The sequence below is a fragment of the Tabrizicola sp. T74 genome, assembly GCF_057219935.1.
In genome coordinates, this window is the sequence record NZ_JBXVVT010000006.1 from 323,601 (window position 1) to 337,985 (window position 14,385).

General features: G+C 65.7%; 16 protein-coding genes. 8 read left to right on the top strand and 8 right to left on the bottom strand.

All coding sequences use genetic code 11. From position 1 onward, the window contains the following. Positions 1 to 203: 203 nt before the first annotated feature. Positions 204 to 1,139 (top strand): EamA family transporter RarD, encoded by a 936-nt coding sequence (gene rarD / locus AC2EAL_RS18650; protein WP_484725733.1) that lies wholly within the window; start codon positions 204 to 206, stop codon positions 1,137 to 1,139. Here the strand turns inward: rarD and AC2EAL_RS18655 are convergent. Then, positions 1,123 to 2,220, bottom strand: a complete 1,098-nt coding sequence (locus tag AC2EAL_RS18655) for an anhydro-N-acetylmuramic acid kinase (protein ID WP_484725734.1) — start codon at positions 2,218 to 2,220, stop codon at positions 1,123 to 1,125. The genes rarD and AC2EAL_RS18655 overlap by 17 nt on opposite strands. A gap of 55 nt (positions 2,221 to 2,275) precedes the next feature. Here AC2EAL_RS18655 and tyrS point away from each other — a divergent pair, with 55 nt between their 5' ends. Then, complete coding sequence (gene tyrS / locus AC2EAL_RS18660) at positions 2,276 to 3,526, top strand: tyrosine--tRNA ligase (RefSeq protein WP_484725735.1); 1,251 nt, start codon at positions 2,276 to 2,278, stop codon at positions 3,524 to 3,526. A gap of 23 nt (positions 3,527 to 3,549) precedes the next feature. Here tyrS and AC2EAL_RS18665 read toward each other — a convergent pair whose 3' ends face one another. From AC2EAL_RS18665 to AC2EAL_RS18680, 4 genes are read right to left on the bottom strand one after another with little or no spacing between them, the layout of a single operon-like run. Then, positions 3,550 to 4,044, bottom strand: coding sequence for an RES family NAD+ phosphorylase (locus AC2EAL_RS18665; protein WP_484725736.1), 495 nt, complete (start codon positions 4,042 to 4,044; stop codon positions 3,550 to 3,552). Then, positions 4,044 to 4,400 carry an antitoxin Xre/MbcA/ParS toxin-binding domain-containing protein gene (locus tag AC2EAL_RS18670; protein ID WP_484725737.1) on the bottom strand — a complete coding sequence of 119 codons (357 nt, stop codon included), beginning with the start codon at positions 4,398 to 4,400 and terminating at the stop codon, positions 4,044 to 4,046. The genes AC2EAL_RS18665 and AC2EAL_RS18670 overlap by 1 nt, the downstream gene beginning before the upstream one ends. A gap of 55 nt (positions 4,401 to 4,455) precedes the next feature. Continuing rightward, complete coding sequence (locus AC2EAL_RS18675) at positions 4,456 to 5,019, bottom strand: peptidylprolyl isomerase (RefSeq protein WP_484725738.1); 564 nt, start codon at positions 5,017 to 5,019, stop codon at positions 4,456 to 4,458. Then, on the bottom strand, positions 5,009 to 5,521 hold the full coding sequence (locus AC2EAL_RS18680; RefSeq protein WP_484725739.1) for a peptidylprolyl isomerase: 513 nt from the start codon (positions 5,519 to 5,521) through the stop codon (positions 5,009 to 5,011). Before AC2EAL_RS18680 ends, AC2EAL_RS18675 begins: the two co-directional genes overlap by 11 nt. Before the next feature lie 140 nt (positions 5,522 to 5,661). Here AC2EAL_RS18680 and AC2EAL_RS18685 point away from each other — a divergent pair, with 140 nt between their 5' ends. The 6 genes from AC2EAL_RS18685 (at position 5,662) to AC2EAL_RS18710 (ending at position 12,091) form a co-directional block, all read left to right on the top strand. Continuing rightward, positions 5,662 to 6,852: a phosphoglycerate kinase gene (locus AC2EAL_RS18685; protein WP_484725740.1), complete on the top strand. Its 1,191-nt coding sequence runs from the start codon at positions 5,662 to 5,664 to the stop codon at positions 6,850 to 6,852. Positions 6,853 to 6,894: 42 nt separating this feature from the next. After that, positions 6,895 to 7,779: a fructose bisphosphate aldolase gene (locus AC2EAL_RS18690; protein ID WP_484725741.1), complete on the top strand. Its 885-nt coding sequence runs from the start codon at positions 6,895 to 6,897 to the stop codon at positions 7,777 to 7,779. Positions 7,780 to 7,951: 172 nt separating this feature from the next. Continuing rightward, the gene (locus AC2EAL_RS18695; protein ID WP_484725808.1) at positions 7,952 to 8,197 is read left to right on the top strand and encodes an FtsB family cell division protein; all 246 of its coding nucleotides are present in this window, start codon (positions 7,952 to 7,954) and stop codon (positions 8,195 to 8,197) included. A gap of 175 nt (positions 8,198 to 8,372) precedes the next feature. Then, positions 8,373 to 9,359: a pyruvate dehydrogenase (acetyl-transferring) E1 component subunit alpha gene (pdhA, locus tag AC2EAL_RS18700; protein WP_484725742.1), complete on the top strand. Its 987-nt coding sequence runs from the start codon at positions 8,373 to 8,375 to the stop codon at positions 9,357 to 9,359. A gap of 14 nt (positions 9,360 to 9,373) precedes the next feature. After that, positions 9,374 to 10,756, top strand: coding sequence for a pyruvate dehydrogenase complex E1 component subunit beta (locus AC2EAL_RS18705; protein ID WP_484725743.1), 1,383 nt, complete (start codon positions 9,374 to 9,376; stop codon positions 10,754 to 10,756). Between the two features lie 9 nt (positions 10,757 to 10,765). Further along, positions 10,766 to 12,091 carry a pyruvate dehydrogenase complex dihydrolipoamide acetyltransferase gene (locus tag AC2EAL_RS18710; RefSeq protein ID WP_484725744.1) on the top strand — a complete coding sequence of 442 codons (1,326 nt, stop codon included), beginning with the start codon at positions 10,766 to 10,768 and terminating at the stop codon, positions 12,089 to 12,091. 88 nt (positions 12,092 to 12,179) lie between these two features. On the opposite strand, the gene AC2EAL_RS18715 is transcribed toward AC2EAL_RS18710, so the two are convergent. Genes AC2EAL_RS18715 through AC2EAL_RS18725 form a run of 3 tightly spaced genes read right to left on the bottom strand, consistent with a single transcriptional unit; the run spans position 12,180 to position 14,385 of the window. Next, entirely contained in the window at positions 12,180 to 12,806 is a 627-nt protein-coding gene (locus tag AC2EAL_RS18715) for a CDP-alcohol phosphatidyltransferase family protein (RefSeq protein ID WP_484725745.1), read from the bottom strand. Continuing rightward, a complete protein-coding gene (locus tag AC2EAL_RS18720; RefSeq protein WP_484725746.1) occupies positions 12,803 to 13,747 on the bottom strand; it encodes a phosphatidate cytidylyltransferase in 945 nt (314 codons plus the stop codon). Before AC2EAL_RS18720 ends, AC2EAL_RS18715 begins: the two co-directional genes overlap by 4 nt. Next, complete coding sequence (locus AC2EAL_RS18725) at positions 13,744 to 14,385, bottom strand: lysophospholipid acyltransferase family protein (protein ID WP_484725747.1); 642 nt, start codon at positions 14,383 to 14,385, stop codon at positions 13,744 to 13,746. The genes AC2EAL_RS18720 and AC2EAL_RS18725 overlap by 4 nt, the downstream gene beginning before the upstream one ends.

Consider the following 14,385-nt stretch of genomic DNA (forward strand, 5'->3'; position numbering starts at 1 on the left):
GTGGGGCGAGGTTTTGTCGAACGCCGTCATCACCACAGCGCAGGCTCTCGCCACCAGTCTTTGCGGGTTGATCCGGATCGGCGGGCGGATGCCTCCGGCGGGAGTATTTGGGCCATTGGCAAGACGTGACGCGGGTGGACCGGGATTGTGCGGGGCACAAGATCGGGGTGGTTGTTGCCCGGGGCTTTGGATAGGGGTGAGGCATGAGCGAGACCCCTGCCCCGCCCCGCCCCGCGGCTGCCCAAGGTGCGACGACTGGCGACAGTCTGTCCGGCTTTCTGTATGCGCTGACGGCCTACCTGCTATGGGGCTTCCTGCCTTTGTACATGAAGGCGCTGGCGCATATTCCCCCGGTGGAAGTCATCGCGCATCGGGTGCTGTGGTCGGTGCCGATTGCGGTGGCGGTGATCGCCTGGCTGGGGCGGACGGATGATCTGAAGGCGGCCCTGAAGTCCCCCCGGATGCTGGGAATGGGCGCGATGACGGCGGCGCTGATCTCGGTCAACTGGGGGATCTATGTCTGGGCCATTGGCTCGGGGCATGCGCTGGATGCGGCGCTGGGATATTACATCAACCCGCTCTTCTCGATCTTCCTCGGCGCGGTCCTGCTGGGCGAGCGCATGGGGCGGACCCAGGTTGCCGCCATTGCGCTGGCGGCGGTGGCAGTGGGCATCCTGACCTGGGAGGCGGGGCGGCTGCCGGTCGTAGCGCTGGGGCTGACGGTAACCTGGGGGTTCTACGCTTACCTGAAGCGGCGGTTGCCGATCGGTCCGAACCAGGGCTTCACGCTGGAAGTGCTGATCCTGCTGGCCCCGGCGCTGGCCTATATCGGCTGGCTGTTTGCGGACGGGTCCGGGCATTTCCTGGAAGGCGTGGCCTGGGACAACCTGCTGCTGCTGGGCTGCGGGCTGGTCACGGCGGTGCCCCTGATGATCTACGCCAACGGGGCCAAGCGGCTGACGCTGTCGACCATCGCGATCATGCAATACATCGCCCCGACGCTGATCTTCCTGACCGCGGTCTTCATCTTCGGCGAGCCGTTCAGCGGGGTGAAGCTGGTGGCCTTCTGCCTGATCTGGACGGCGCTGGTGATCTATTCGCTGCCGATGCTTGCGGCGCGGGTCAATCGGGGCGGCTGATCTGGCCACCGCCGACGAGGGCCGGTGCGCCGGTGGTGTCGGGGCCGGAGGTCGCCATCTTGCGGAGCACGCGGACGGCGAGGAAGGCGAAGGCCTGGGCTTCCAGCATGTCGCCGTCGAGGCCCACATCCTCGACCTTCAGGATCGCGCACGGGATACGACGGCGGAGTTCGGCCATGAGCGTCGGGTTGTGGCGACCACCGCCGGTGACGAGGATGCGGGTCACCGGCGCCGGGAAATGGATCTGAGCGGCGGCAACCGAGGCGGCGGCAATGGCGGTGAGCGTGGCCGCTGCATCGGCGTCGGACAGCATGTCCATCCGGTCAAGGAGGCCCGCGAAATCGTTGCGGTCGAGCGACTTGGGCGGCGGCGCGTCAAAGAACGGATCCTTCAGGACCGAGGCCACGAAGGATTCGTCCGCCTCTCCCGTCGCGGCGAGGCTGCCGCCTTCGTCATGCGTCTTACCCCGGCGTTCGCGCATCAGGTCGTTGATCGGCGCGTTCGCCGGCCCGGTGTCGAAGGCGAGAAGCGCGCCGGGGCTTTCGGGGCCGGGGGCGGTGGGATCGATCCAGGTTATGTTGCCGACGCCGCCGAGGTTGAGGAAGGCCAAAGGCTCGGTCGCGCCGATGTGGCGGGCAAGCGCATAGTGGTAGAAGGGCGCCAGCGGTGCGCCCTGGCCGCCAATGGTCACGTCGGCCGAGCGGAAATCCCAGACGGTGGTCAGGCCCAGAAGCTGGGCGAAGAGCGCGCCGTTGCCGCATTGGTGGGTGCCGCGGCCCGCGGGATCATGCGCAAGCGTCTGGCCGTGGAAGCCCAGGATTTCCGCCCCGGTGAAGCGGGCCAGGACCTCGGCATGGGCGGTCTCAACCACCTCGGCGGCGGCGGCGACCTCGGGCTCACCGGGCCAGCGGCCGAGAGCCGCGCGTAAGGTAGCCTGTTCTTCGGGCGTATAGGGGCGATAGGCCGAGGGGCCGAAGGCAAGAACTGCATGGCCGTCGGTCTTGATCATGGCGGCATCGACGCCGTCCAGCGAGGTCCCGGACATCGTGCCCAAGGCCCACAACGCGCCTTCCTTCCGCATCTTCCCTTGTGCCCCATGCGAAGCTATACCGCGCCCATCCTAGACCGAGGCGGCCATGAACTACCACCCGAAATCTGACTTCATGCGCGTGATGTTCGAGCGCGGCTTTGTTGCCGATTGCACGGATTATCAGGCGCTTGACGAGGCATTGGTGAAGGGTGTGGTACCGGGCTATATCGGGTTCGACGCGACGGCCACCAGCCTGCATGTCGGCAGCCTGATTCAGATCATGATGCTGCGCTGGCTGCAGAAGTGCGGCGGCAAACCCATCGTGCTGATGGGCGGGGGGACGACCAAGATCGGCGACCCGTCGTTCCGGGCCGAGGAGCGCCCCTTGCTGACGGACGCGCAGATCAACTCGAACATCGAGGGGATCAAGCGGGCGTTCTCGCCCTACGTCCGGTTCGGCGAGGGCGCGACGGACGCGGTGATGGTGAACAACGCCGAGTGGCTGGACCGGCTCAACTACATCGGTTTCCTGCGCGACATCGGGCGGCATTTCAGCGTCAACCGGATGCTGTCGTTCGAAAGCGTGAAGTCGCGGCTGGATCGTGAGCAGTCGCTCAGTTTCCTGGAATTCAACTACATGATCCTCCAGGCCTATGACTTCCTGGAGCTGCACCGCCGCTATGGTTGCCTGTTGCAGATGGGCGGGTCGGACCAGTGGGGCAACATCGTCAACGGCGTCGACCTGACGCGGCGGGTGGTGGAGGGTGAGGTCTTCGGGCTGACGACGCCACTGCTGACCACAAGCGACGGGAAGAAGATGGGGAAAAGCCAGTCGGGCGCGGTCTGGCTGAATGGGGACATGTTCTCGCCCTACGAGTTCTGGCAGTACTGGCGGAACGTGACCGACGCGGATGTGGGGCGGTTCCTGAAGCTTTACAGCGAGTTGCCGGTCGAGGAATGCGAGCGGCTGGGCAAGCTTGGCGGGTCGGAGATCAACCAGGCGAAGATCGTGCTGGCGAATGCGGTGACGGGGCTTCTGCACGGGGCCGAGGCGACGGCGGCGGCGGAAGCGACGGCGCGGGAGGTGTTCGAGAAGGGCGGGATCGGGGAGGATCTGCCCACCGTGACGCTGGAGGCCGGGGAACTGGCCGAGGGTGTAGGGATCGTGCAGCTGTTCGTGCGGGCGGGTCTCGCGGCGTCGGGCAAGGATGCGAAACGCCTGATCGCGGAGGGCGGCGCGAAGGTGAACGACGAGATCGTCACCGATGCCGGCCTGCGCTATGGGGCGAGCCATCTGGTCGAGCCGATGAAGCTGACCGCGGGCAAGAAGCGGCACGCGCTGGTGGTGATCGGGTAAGTAGGGTGGGCAAGCTGCCCACCTTACCCGCGCGCGAGGCGGGACTCGTCATCGATGAGGCGCAGCGTTTCGAGTGACCAGCGCCAGAGGATCAGGTTGCGGGCTTGAGGGGGCGCGAGGCGGGCGTAGCTTGGCGCCAGCATTCCGGCAAAACCCTGGTCCACAAGGCGGCGCGCGAGAGTCTGGGTCGGAGCCTCTCGCCCCTCGGCCATGTGGACGCGCCAGTCGTTGGCGGCCAGGTTGCCGGGTGTCAGCCCCTGCCCTGCCAGAAGCCCTGCGTCGGTCGCGTCGAAGACAGGGGCGATGTCGGCCTGGAAACTGACCAGGATCGTCGGCTGCAGGGGTTGGCCGATCTGGCTGACCTCACGCACGGCGGTGACGGGATCAAGCGTGCAGTAGAGCGCGGGCATGCCCTTGGGATTGAAGCGGCCGCCGTAACGCCGGGCGCCCTCACCCGAGAGCGGATCGCCGACCCAGACCGGGTTCAGCGCACGGTAGACGATGGCCTGAAGCCGCATCAGGCGTAGACGCCGGCATCCACTGCGTCGATGTAATCCATAACCTCAACCGCGCGGCCCTGGCGGACGAGGTGCATCGCGGTCATGCCGCCGAAGCCCGCCAGCGGTTCCGACCGGTACCAGGCATAGGCGAGGAGATCAGAGCCGAAGCGCGGCGAGACGCGGTTCAGGATCTCGATCATCTCGCGGAGGCGGGTCTGGGTTTTCGGGGTGGCGATCCGGTCCTTGCGGGAAAGCGCGTCGCGGCCAAGGCCGGTCGAGGCGGCGACATCGTCGACCGTGGTCAGGAGGTGTTCGGCAATCAGCCGGGGCGAGAAGCCGGGACCCTGGGCAGTGCGGGCAAGGGCGAGGGACATGGCAATCTCCACGGATACTGACGTGAATATACGTCAATATCCGTGGAATTCAAGGTCACTCCTGAACGGTGACCTTGGTCATGACGTCCGGCGTTGCCGGTGGCTCGCCGCGCTGGATCGCATCGACGACCTCCATCCCCGAGACGACGTTGCCGAAGATGGTGTATTGGCCGTCAAGGAAACTTGCGTCGGCGAAGGTGATGAAGAACTGGCTGTTCGCGCTGTTCGGGTCCTGGGCGCGGGCCATGCCGACGACGCCGCGCTGGAAGCTGAGGCTGTCGGAGAACTCGGCCGGGATGTCCGGGAGCGAGGAGCCGCCGGTGCCCGCCATCGACAGGTCACCGCCCGCCTTGCCGTTCGAGACGTCGCCGGTCTGGGCCATGAAGCCGTCGATCACGCGGTGGAAGACGACGCCGTCGTAGGCGCCTTCCTTGGCGAGCGCGACGATCTGGGCGACGTGCTTTGGCGCGACGTCGGGGAGGAGGTCGATCACGATGGTGCCGTTCGCAGCACCGGCGACCTCGATCACCAGGTTGGGGCCGGGGCCATCGGTTGCGTCCTGGGCGACGGCGGGGGTGGCAAGCGCCAGGGCGGCGGCGAGGATCAGGTTACGCGACATCGGCGGCCACCCGGACAGTGATCATGCGGTCGGGGTTCTGCGGCGGCTCGCCCCGGGTGATCTTGTCGACATGCTCCATCCCCGAGACGACCCGGCCATAGACGGTGTACTGGCCATTCAGGAAATGGTTGTCGCGGAAGTTGATGAAGAACTGGCTGTTGGCCGAGTTCGGGTTCTGCGACCGGGCCGCGCCCAAAGTGCCCCGATCATGCGGCAGCTTGGAAAACTCGGCCGGAAGGTCGGGATAGGACGACCCACCCGTCCCCGCCCGGCGGGGATTGTAGTTCGGGCTGTCCATGTTGGCGTTTTCCACATCGCCGGTCTGGGCCATGAAGCCCTCGATCACGCGGTGGAATGCCACGCCGTCATAGGCCTTGTCGCGGGCAAGCTGCTTCATCCGCTCGGTGTGCTTCGGCGCCACGTCGGCGAGAAGCTCGATCACCACTTCGCCGTCCTTCAGCGTGAGGATGATCGTGTTCTCCGGGTCCTTGATGTCGGGCATCGGGGTCTCCTTGGTTTTCGTCGGGCGCGACCGTAGCGGCGGCATCCGGCCAAGGAAAGGGCAAAGCGCGAGAAGCGGTTGACGTGGGCGTGATCCCCGCGCCAAAAGCGGGATGCACCCGAACAGATGGAGAGACGCGGATGGCCTGGAAAACGCTGGACGACATGGAGCTTGGCGGCAAGACGGTGCTGGTGCGCGTCGACATCAACGTGCCGATGGAGGGCGGTCGGGTGACGGACATGACCCGGATCGACAAGATCAAGCCGACGGTCGATGACATCGTGGCGAAGGGCGGCAAGGTCGTTCTGTTGGCGCATTTCGACCGGCCGAAGGGCAAGGTGGTGCCGGAGATGAGCCTAGGTCACGTCGTGGAGGCCCTGGCGGAGTCGCTGGGCCGGAAGGTGGTGTTCGGCGCGGATTGCGTGGGGGATGTGGCGGCGGCGGCGATTGCCAAGGCGGGCAAGGGTGAGGTCGTGCTGCTGGAAAACACCCGGTTCCATCCGGGCGAGGAGAAGAACGACCCCGACCTGGCGGCACAGATGGCGAAGTTGGGACAAGTCTATGTAAATGATGCGTTTTCTGCCGCACACCGGGCGCATGCCTCGACCGAAGGGCTGGCGCGGTTGTTGCCGGCGGCGGCGGGGCGGTTGATGGAGGCGGAGCTCAAGGCGCTGGAGGCGGCCTTGGGGTCGCCGAAGCGTCCTGTGGTGGCGGTTGTGGGGGGCGCGAAGGTTTCGACCAAGATCGAGTTGCTCGCGAACCTGGTGACCAAGGTCGACCATCTGGTGATCGGCGGGGGGATGGCAAACACCTTCCTCGTGGCCGAGGGGATCGAGGTTGGCAAGTCTCTGGCCGAGCGCGAGATGGCGGAAACGGCGCGGGAGATCCGGCACCGGGCGCAGAAGGCGGGGTGTCAGATCCATCTGCCGGTGGACGTGGTCGTTGCGCGCGAGTTCAAGGCGGGGGCGGAGAGCCAGACGGTGGGCGTGCTGAAATGCCCGCCGGATGCGATGATCCTGGATGCGGGGCCAGATACGGTGGCGCGGCTGGAGGCGGTCTTTGCCGAGGCCAAGACGCTGATCTGGAACGGGCCGCTGGGGGCTTTCGAGATTGAGCCGTTCAATGCGGCGACCAATGCGGCGGCGCAGGCGGCAGCGCGGTTGACCAAGGCCGGGGGCCTGATTTCGGTGGCGGGCGGGGGCGACACGGTCGCGGCGCTGAATGCGGCGGGGGCGGCGGATGACTTTACCTTCATCTCCACCGCGGGGGGGGCGTTCCTGGAATGGATGGAAGGCAAGGAATTGCCGGGCGTGAAGGCCTTGATGGGTTAGGCCACAGGGGCTATGCCAGCGCCAAGGGATCAGGAGACGGACATGACCAACGCGAAGATGACCGAACAGGTGCGGAACGGCCGGGGCTTTATCGCGGCGCTGGACCAGTCGGGGGGCTCGACCCCCAAGGCGCTGAAACTCTACGGGATTTCCGAGAGTGAATACTCTGGCGAAGAGCAGATGTTCGACCTGATCCACGCGATGCGGGCGCGGATCATCAAGTCGCCCGCCTTTACCGGCGACAAGGTGGTGGGGGCGATCCTCTTCGAGCAGACGATGGACCGGACGATCGACGGCGTGCCCACGGCGACCTACCTGTGGGAAAAGCGCGGCGTGGTGCCGTTCCTGAAGATCGACAAGGGGCTGGAGGCCGAGGCGGATGGCGTCCAGCTGATGAAGCCAATCCCGGGCCTCGATGCGCTGCTGGCGCGGGCGGCGAAGGCGGGGATTTTCGGGACCAAAGAGCGGTCGGTGGTGAACGCGGCAAACCGCAAGGGGATTGCCGCGGTGGTGGCGCAGCAGTTCGAGCTGGGGCGGCAGGTAGCGGCGCATGGGCTGATGCCGATCCTGGAGCCGGAAGTGACCATCTCCATCGCCGACAAGGCCGAGGCGGAAGCGATCCTGCAGGAGGAAATCCTGAAGCATCTGGAAGGGCTTGAGGGCCAGGTGATGCTGAAGCTGTCGCTACCGACGGTGCCGGATTTCTACCAGCCGCTGGTCAAGCATCCGAAGGTGCTGAAGGTCGTGGCGCTGTCTGGCGGGCATTCCCGCGACAAGGCGAACGAGATCCTGGCGCAGAACCACGGGATCATCGCAAGCTTCAGCCGGGCGCTGTCGGAAGGCCTGTCGGCGCAGCAGTCGGACGCCGAGTTCGACGCGGTGCTGGAGGGCGCGGTGGACGGGATCTACGCGGCCTCGATCACCTGAGGGTGTGGCGTTCAAGTCTTTGAGTCCCGTGCATTTTCGGGATTCACAAGCGATTCGCGATGTGCCATGATCCCAGCAGAGGCCCCCGGACAAGAGGGGCCCTGACGAGGCGGGCATGACGACAGCACAGGCGCATCGCGGGTTCGGCGGGTTGATCTACCTTGGCTTTGCCATGGTGCTTGGGCTGTACTTCACCTTTGCGGCGGTGCAGGGCGATTACGGCATGTTCGCCCGCGTCGCGATCAATGCCGAGGCTGAAGCGCTGACCGCCGAGCGTGACCGGCTGCAGGCTGAACTGGCCGAGATGCAGAACCTGACGCGGCGGCTGTCGGACACCTATCTGGACCTGGACCTTCTGGACCAGCAGGCGCGCGACGTGCTGGGCTACATGCGCGCGGACGAGATCGCGATCCGCTGAGGTCTAACCACGACCCATTCCATCGTTTCGGCCTTGCGCTGCGCGCATAGGTGCCATGTTGCCATGCCGCAGGCCGCGGGCGAGAATCCTTTTGACCCAATAAACACCGATGCTGTAAGGATGGTTTAATACTAAACCATTCCTGATCCCGACTTGTAGCTCTGGGAGGAGCCCGATGGCCAAGAAGCCTGACGCGAGACCGAATGTCTCAAAAGAGGAATTGCTGAAGTTTTACCGCGAGATGCTCTTGATCCGCCGGTTCGAGGAGAAGGCGGGCCAACTGTACGGGATGGGTCTGATCGGGGGCTTCTGCCACCTGTACATCGGGCAGGAAGCGGTGGTCGTGGGTCTGGAGGCGGCGGCCAAGGAAGGCGACAAGCGCGTCACCAGCTACCGCGACCACGGGCATATGCTGGCCTGCGGGATGGACGCCAAGGGCGTGATGGCCGAGTTGACCGGGCGGATTGGAGGATACTCCAAGGGCAAGGGCGGCTCGATGCACATGTTCTCGAAAGAGAAACATTTCTACGGCGGGCACGGGATTGTTGGCGCTCAGGTGCCGCTGGGGGCGGGGTTGGCCTTTGCCGACAAGTACCTCGGCAATGACAACGTGACCTTCACCTATTTCGGCGACGGCGCTGCGAACCAGGGCCAGGTCTATGAGACCTACAACATGGCGGAACTCTGGGACCTGCCGGTGATCTTTGTCATCGAGAACAACCAGTATGCGATGGGGACTTCTGTGAAGCGGTCGACCAAGTCGACGACGCTTTATGGCCGGGGCCTCGCCTATGGCATCCCGGGCGAGCAGGTTGACGGGATGGACGTGCTGGCGGTGAAGGCCGCGGGCGAGAAGGCGGTGGCGCACTGCCGGGCTGGGAAAGGCCCGTATATCCTTGAAATGATGACCTATCGCTACCGCGGGCATTCGATGTCTGACCCGGCCAAGTACCGGACGCGGGAAGAGGTCGAGAAGATCAAGACCGAGAAGGACTGCATTGAGCATGTCCGCGATCTGCTGACGCAAGGCGGCCTCGCGTCCGACGAGGAGCTGAAGGCCATCGACAAGGACATCAAGGCGATCGTCAACGAAAGCGCCGAGTTCGCCAAGGAAAGCCCGGAGCCGCCGCTGAGCGAGCTTTGGACGGATATCACGGCGTAAGGGGGGATATAGACATGGCAACCGAAGTTCTGATGCCCGCGCTGTCCCCCACGATGGAGGAAGGGACGCTGGCGAAGTGGCTGGTCAAGGAAGGCGACACGGTCAAGTCCGGCCAGATCCTCGCCGAGATCGAGACCGACAAGGCGACGATGGAGTTCGAGGCGGTCGATGAAGGGATCGTCGGCAAGATCCTGGTCGCGGAAGGCACGGCGGGCGTGAAGGTGAACACGCCGATTGCGGTGCTGGTCGAGGACGGGGAAGCCGTCTCTGACGCGCCCAAGGCGGCTCCGGTTGCTGCGGTTGCGGCGGCGGCGGCGGAAGTGCCGGCGACGGTGGTGGCCGCCCCCGTGGCGGCGGCCCCTGCCCCGGTCGCGGCGGCTTCGGGTTGGCCGCATACCGACCTGCCCGAGGGTCCGACGAAGACCATGACCGTCCGCGAGGCGCTGCGCGAGGCGATGGCCGAGGAGATGCGGGCCGATCCGACGGTCTTCCTGATGGGGGAAGAGGTCGGCGAGTATCAGGGGGCCTACAAGATTTCCCAAGGCTTGCTGGATGAGTTCGGAGCCAAGCGGGTCGTCGACACGCCGATCACCGAGATGGGCTTTGCCGGGATTGGCGTGGGTGCGTCCTGGGGCGGGCTGAAGCCGATTGTCGAGTTCATGACCTTCAACTTCTCGATGCAGGCGATCGACCACATCATCAACTCGGCGGCCAAGACCCTGTACATGTCGGGGGGCCAGATGGGCTCGCCCATGGTGTTCCGGGGTCCGAATGGTGCGGCGGCGCGGGTGGGCGCACAGCACAGTCAGGACTTCGCGGCCTGGTATGCGGCGATCCCGGGGCTGAAGGTGTGCATGCCGTATTCGGCGGCGGATGCGAAGGGACTCCTGAAGACGGCGATCCGCGATCCGAACCCGGTGGTGTTCCTAGAGAACGAGATCCTGTACGGGCGGTCCTTCGAGGTGCCGACGGATGGCGATTTCACCATTCCGTTCGGCAAGGCCAGTATCCTGCGGCCGGGGACCAATGTGACGGTGGTGTCCTTCGGGATCGGCTGTTCGCATGCGCTCGCGGCGGCGGAAGAGCTGGCGAAGGAGGGGATCAATGCCGAGGTGATCAACCTGCGGACGTTGCGGCCCATCGACTATGACACGGTGCTGGCTTCGGTGATGAAGACGAACCGCTGCGTCACGGTGGAAGAAGGCTTCCCGGTCGGGTCCATTGGCGACCACCTGGCCTCGACGATCATGCAGAAGGCGTTCGACTATCTGGATGCTCCGGTCGTGACCTGCACGGGCAAGGATGTGCCAATGCCCTATGCCGCGAACCTTGAGAAGTTCGCCCTGATCACGCCCGCCGAGGTCGTGACCGCTGTCAAATCCGTCTGCTACCGGTGAGGTGAAGCCATGGCGACCGAAATTCTGATGCCCGCGCTGTCCCCCACGATGGAGGAGGGCACGCTGGCCAAGTGGCTGGTGAAGGAAGGCGATGCGGTCAAGTCGGGCCAGATCCTGGCCGAGATCGAGACCGACAAGGCGACGATGGAGTTCGAGGCGGTCGACGAGGGTGTGGTGGGCAAGATCCTTGTGGCGGAAGGGACCGCCGGGGTGAAGGTCAACACGCCCATCGCGGTGCTGCTGGACGAGGGTGAGGATGCGTCTGCGGCGGTTGCGAAGCCTGCAGCGGTTGCCTCCTCGTCCGCTTCCTCGGCTGTCGCCTCGTCGGGCGGCTCGTCGGCGGCCCCTGCCCCGGCGGCAGCCGTTGCGGCTCCGGTCGCTTCGGGCGCTCGGGTGTTTGCCTCGCCGCTGGCGCGGCGGATTGCCAAGGAGAAGGGGTTGGACCTGACGGCCGTGAAGGGTTCGGGTCCGCATGGGCGGATCGTGCGGGCGGATGTCGAGGGGGCACAGCCCGGGGCAGCGAAGCCTGCAGCGGCCCCGGTCGTGGAGGCTCCGAAAGCCGCGGCCCCTGCCCCGGCGAAACCGGCGGGCGCAATGCCGACCGGCATGGCAGCTGAGACGGTGCTGAAGATGTATGCCGACCGGCCCTTCGAGGAAGTGGCCCTGGACGGGATGCGGCGCACCGTGGCGGCGCGGCTGACCGAGGCGAAGCAGACGATCCCGCACTTCTACCTGCGGCGGGATGTGAAGCTGGACGCGCTGATGGCGTTCCGAGAGACGTTGAACAAGCAGCTTGAGGGGCGCGGGGTGAAGCTGTCGGTCAACGACTTCATCATCAAGGCCTGTGCGATGGCTCTGCAAGCGGTTCCGGCAGCGAACACCGTCTGGGCAGGCGACCGGATGCTGCGGCTGAAGCCGTCGGACGTGGCGGTGGCTGTTGCCGTCGAGGGTGGGCTGTTCACCCCCGTCCTGCGCGATGCGGAGAAGAAGTCGCTGTCGGCCTTGTCGGCAGAGATGAAGGACCTGGCGACCCGCGCCAAGACCAAGAAGCTGGCGCCGCATGAATATCAGGGCGGGTCGTTTGCGATCTCGAACCTCGGAATGATGGGCATCGAGAACTTCGACGCTGTCATCAACCCGCCGCATGGGTCGATCCTGGCCGTCGGCGCGGGGATCAAGAAGCCGGTGGTGCTGGCGGACGGGACCATCGGGGTGGCCACGGTCATGTCGATGACGCTGTCGGTGGATCACCGGGTGATCGACGGGGCCTTGGGGGCAGAGTTCCTGAAGGCCGTGATCGAGGCGCTGGAGAACCCGATGGTGATGCTGGCTTGAACCGGCGGACGCGGGGGTTTCACACCCCCGCACCCCCGTGGAGTATTTGTGAAAAGAGCAAATGGGGGCCGTAAGGTCCCCTTTTGATTTAGCGCGCCTTGAGGTTGTTGATGAGCGTCCACGACCGGCGAATCACAGTGGCGGCGGTGCCAAAAGCGATGATCCAGAGGGTGACGATCAGGGTCCATTCGGTCGCGTAGAGGGCAGCGAGGACGGTGCCAGCGGTCAGGACCGCCATGCGCTGGGGCTTGGCGAGGGGGCCGGAGAAGTCGGGCGGGAAGCCCTCGGCCCGGCCAAGTTCGCGGATGTAGGCGGTGGCGATGGCGAGGGCTGCGGCGAGGAGGCCGAGCGCCGGGTTGCCGGCGGCGAGGCCTGCTCCAGCGAAGAAGAGGAGGTCGGAGACACGGTCGGGCGCCTCATTCCAGAAGGGGCCGTCCTTGGCGCCGCGGCCACCCTCGATCGCGACCATGCCGTCGATCAGGTTGCAGACGAGACGGGCCTGGAGCGTGGCAGCGGCGAGGAGCAGGCAGAGGAACTGCACGATGCCGGGGCCTTGGGTCGAAAGCCAGTAGAGCGCGAGGCCGGTCAGCGCAAAGGCCATGGAGGCTTGGCTGATCTGGTTCGGGGTGAGGCCCTTCTGGACCGCCCAAGAAGCCAGGCGCGCGGCCCAGGCGGAGTTGCGAGAATTCAGGGGGCGGCGGTTCTTGTCGGTCATGTCGCGGACCAGACCCAGCGGGTGACGTGGAAGAAGATGGGCGCGGCGAAGATCACGCTGTCGAGCCGGTCAAGGAAACCGCCGTGACCGGCGATGAGGTGTCCCCAGTCCTTGATCCCCCGGTCGCGCTTGATGGCCGACATGACGAGGCCGCCGAAGAAGCCCATGAGCGTGATCAGGAGGCACATGCCGGCAGCTTCAAGTGGGGAGAACGGCGTCATCCAGTAAAGCGCGGTGCCGATGGCGGTGGCGGAGAGGGTGCCGCCGATCAGGCCCTCCCACGTCTTCGAGGGCGAGAGGTTTGGCGCGACCTTGGTGCGGCCGAGGAGCTTGCCCCACACGTACTGCAGCACGTCCGACAGCTGCACGACGAAGATCAGGTAGGCGATGAGGATGACGTTGCGGCCCTCGAACCCCGGGATCTGCAGGTAGAGGAGCGCGGGCACGTGGCTGGCGCAGTAGACGCAGATCATCAGCGCCCATTGGGTTTCCGAGACGCGGATCAGGAAGTCCTTGGTGGAGCCCCTGAGCGCGGAGACGACGGGGAGGAGGAGGAAGGCGTAGACCGGGATGAAGATGGAATACATCCCGTACCAGTCGGTGGCGAGGAACCAGTACTGGAGTGGCAGGATCAGGAAGAAGCAGGCGACAAGCGACCAGTGGTCGGCGCGGTTGTGGGTGGTGAGGGTGAGGAATTCCCGCAGCGCCGCGAAGGAGCAGAGCGCGAAGAGGAGGACGACACCCGGCTTGCCTGCGATGAAGGCGAGAGCCAGGCAGATCACCATCACCCACCAGGCATTGATGCGGGCGTTCAGATTCTCGATGACCGGGTTCTGACCGGCGGGGGACAGCCGGGCGCGGAGGATTTCGCCGATGATGGAGGCGAGGACGAGGATTGTACCGACGCCTGCCAGGAGCCAGAGGAGATGCGGGGCGGTCATGCTGCGGCCTTCAGCGCGAGAAGCGCCTGGGTGGCGCGGGCAAGGAAGGCGTCCTTGGTCTCATCGGGTTCGACGTGGATCGGTGCGCCGAAGCTAAGGGTGCAGATCAGGGGGACGGGAATGACTTCACCCTTCGGCATCACACGGTTGAGATTGGCGATCCAGACTGGGACAAGGTCAACGCCGGGACGGGCCTTGGCAAGGTGGTAAAGGCCGGACTTGAAGGGGAGGAGAGCGGCGTCCGAGCTGTTGCGCTGACCTTCGGGGAAGATGATGAGGGAGGAGCCCTGGTCGAGGGCTGTGACCATCTGGGCAACCGGGTCCTCGGTGCGCGCTTCGGGGCGGCGGTCGATCAGGACGGCGTTGAAGACTTCACGTCCGATGAAGGCGCGGAGGGGGGAGGTGAGCCAGTAGTCGAGGGCCGCGACAGGCCGGGTCTGCCGGCGGAGGGGGGTGGGCAGCGCGGTCCAGAGGAGTACGAAATCGCCGTTCGAGGTGTGATTGGCGAAATAGACCCGCTGCTGCGGCACCGGTTCGATCCCCTGCCATAGGGCCCGGGGAGCGGTCATGAACCGCGCGAAGGTGGAAATCATCAGCCCAGTGACGCGGGCTGCGAAGGCACGCAGGACGGAGTTCAT

Bases quoted from the DNA above. Each gene is read 5' to 3' on its own strand.
- rarD (WP_484725733.1), top strand. From the start codon at position 204: ATGAGCGAGACCCCTGCCCCGCCCCGCCCCGCGGCTGCCCAAGGTGCG.
- AC2EAL_RS18655 (WP_484725734.1), bottom strand. From the start codon at position 2,220: ATGCGGAAGGAAGGCGCGTTGTGGGCCTTGGGCACGATGTCCGGGACC.
- tyrS (WP_484725735.1), top strand. From the start codon at position 2,276: ATGAACTACCACCCGAAATCTGACTTCATGCGCGTGATGTTCGAGCGC.
- AC2EAL_RS18665 (WP_484725736.1), bottom strand. From the start codon at position 4,044: ATGCGGCTTCAGGCCATCGTCTACCGTGCGCTGAACCCGGTCTGGGTC.
- AC2EAL_RS18670 (WP_484725737.1), bottom strand. From the start codon at position 4,400: ATGTCCCTCGCCCTTGCCCGCACTGCCCAGGGTCCCGGCTTCTCGCCC.
- AC2EAL_RS18675 (WP_484725738.1), bottom strand. From the start codon at position 5,019: ATGTCGCGTAACCTGATCCTCGCCGCCGCCCTGGCGCTTGCCACCCCC.
- AC2EAL_RS18680 (WP_484725739.1), bottom strand. From the start codon at position 5,521: ATGCCCGACATCAAGGACCCGGAGAACACGATCATCCTCACGCTGAAG.
- AC2EAL_RS18685 (WP_484725740.1), top strand. From the start codon at position 5,662: ATGGCCTGGAAAACGCTGGACGACATGGAGCTTGGCGGCAAGACGGTG.
- AC2EAL_RS18690 (WP_484725741.1), top strand. From the start codon at position 6,895: ATGACCAACGCGAAGATGACCGAACAGGTGCGGAACGGCCGGGGCTTT.
- AC2EAL_RS18695 (WP_484725808.1), top strand. From the start codon at position 7,952: ATGGTGCTTGGGCTGTACTTCACCTTTGCGGCGGTGCAGGGCGATTAC.
- pdhA (WP_484725742.1), top strand. From the start codon at position 8,373: ATGGCCAAGAAGCCTGACGCGAGACCGAATGTCTCAAAAGAGGAATTG.
- AC2EAL_RS18705 (WP_484725743.1), top strand. From the start codon at position 9,374: ATGGCAACCGAAGTTCTGATGCCCGCGCTGTCCCCCACGATGGAGGAA.
- AC2EAL_RS18710 (WP_484725744.1), top strand. From the start codon at position 10,766: ATGGCGACCGAAATTCTGATGCCCGCGCTGTCCCCCACGATGGAGGAG.
- AC2EAL_RS18715 (WP_484725745.1), bottom strand. From the start codon at position 12,806: ATGACCGACAAGAACCGCCGCCCCCTGAATTCTCGCAACTCCGCCTGG.
- AC2EAL_RS18720 (WP_484725746.1), bottom strand. From the start codon at position 13,747: ATGACCGCCCCGCATCTCCTCTGGCTCCTGGCAGGCGTCGGTACAATC.
- AC2EAL_RS18725 (WP_484725747.1), bottom strand. From the start codon at position 14,385: ATGAACTCCGTCCTGCGTGCCTTCGCAGCCCGCGTCACTGGGCTGATG.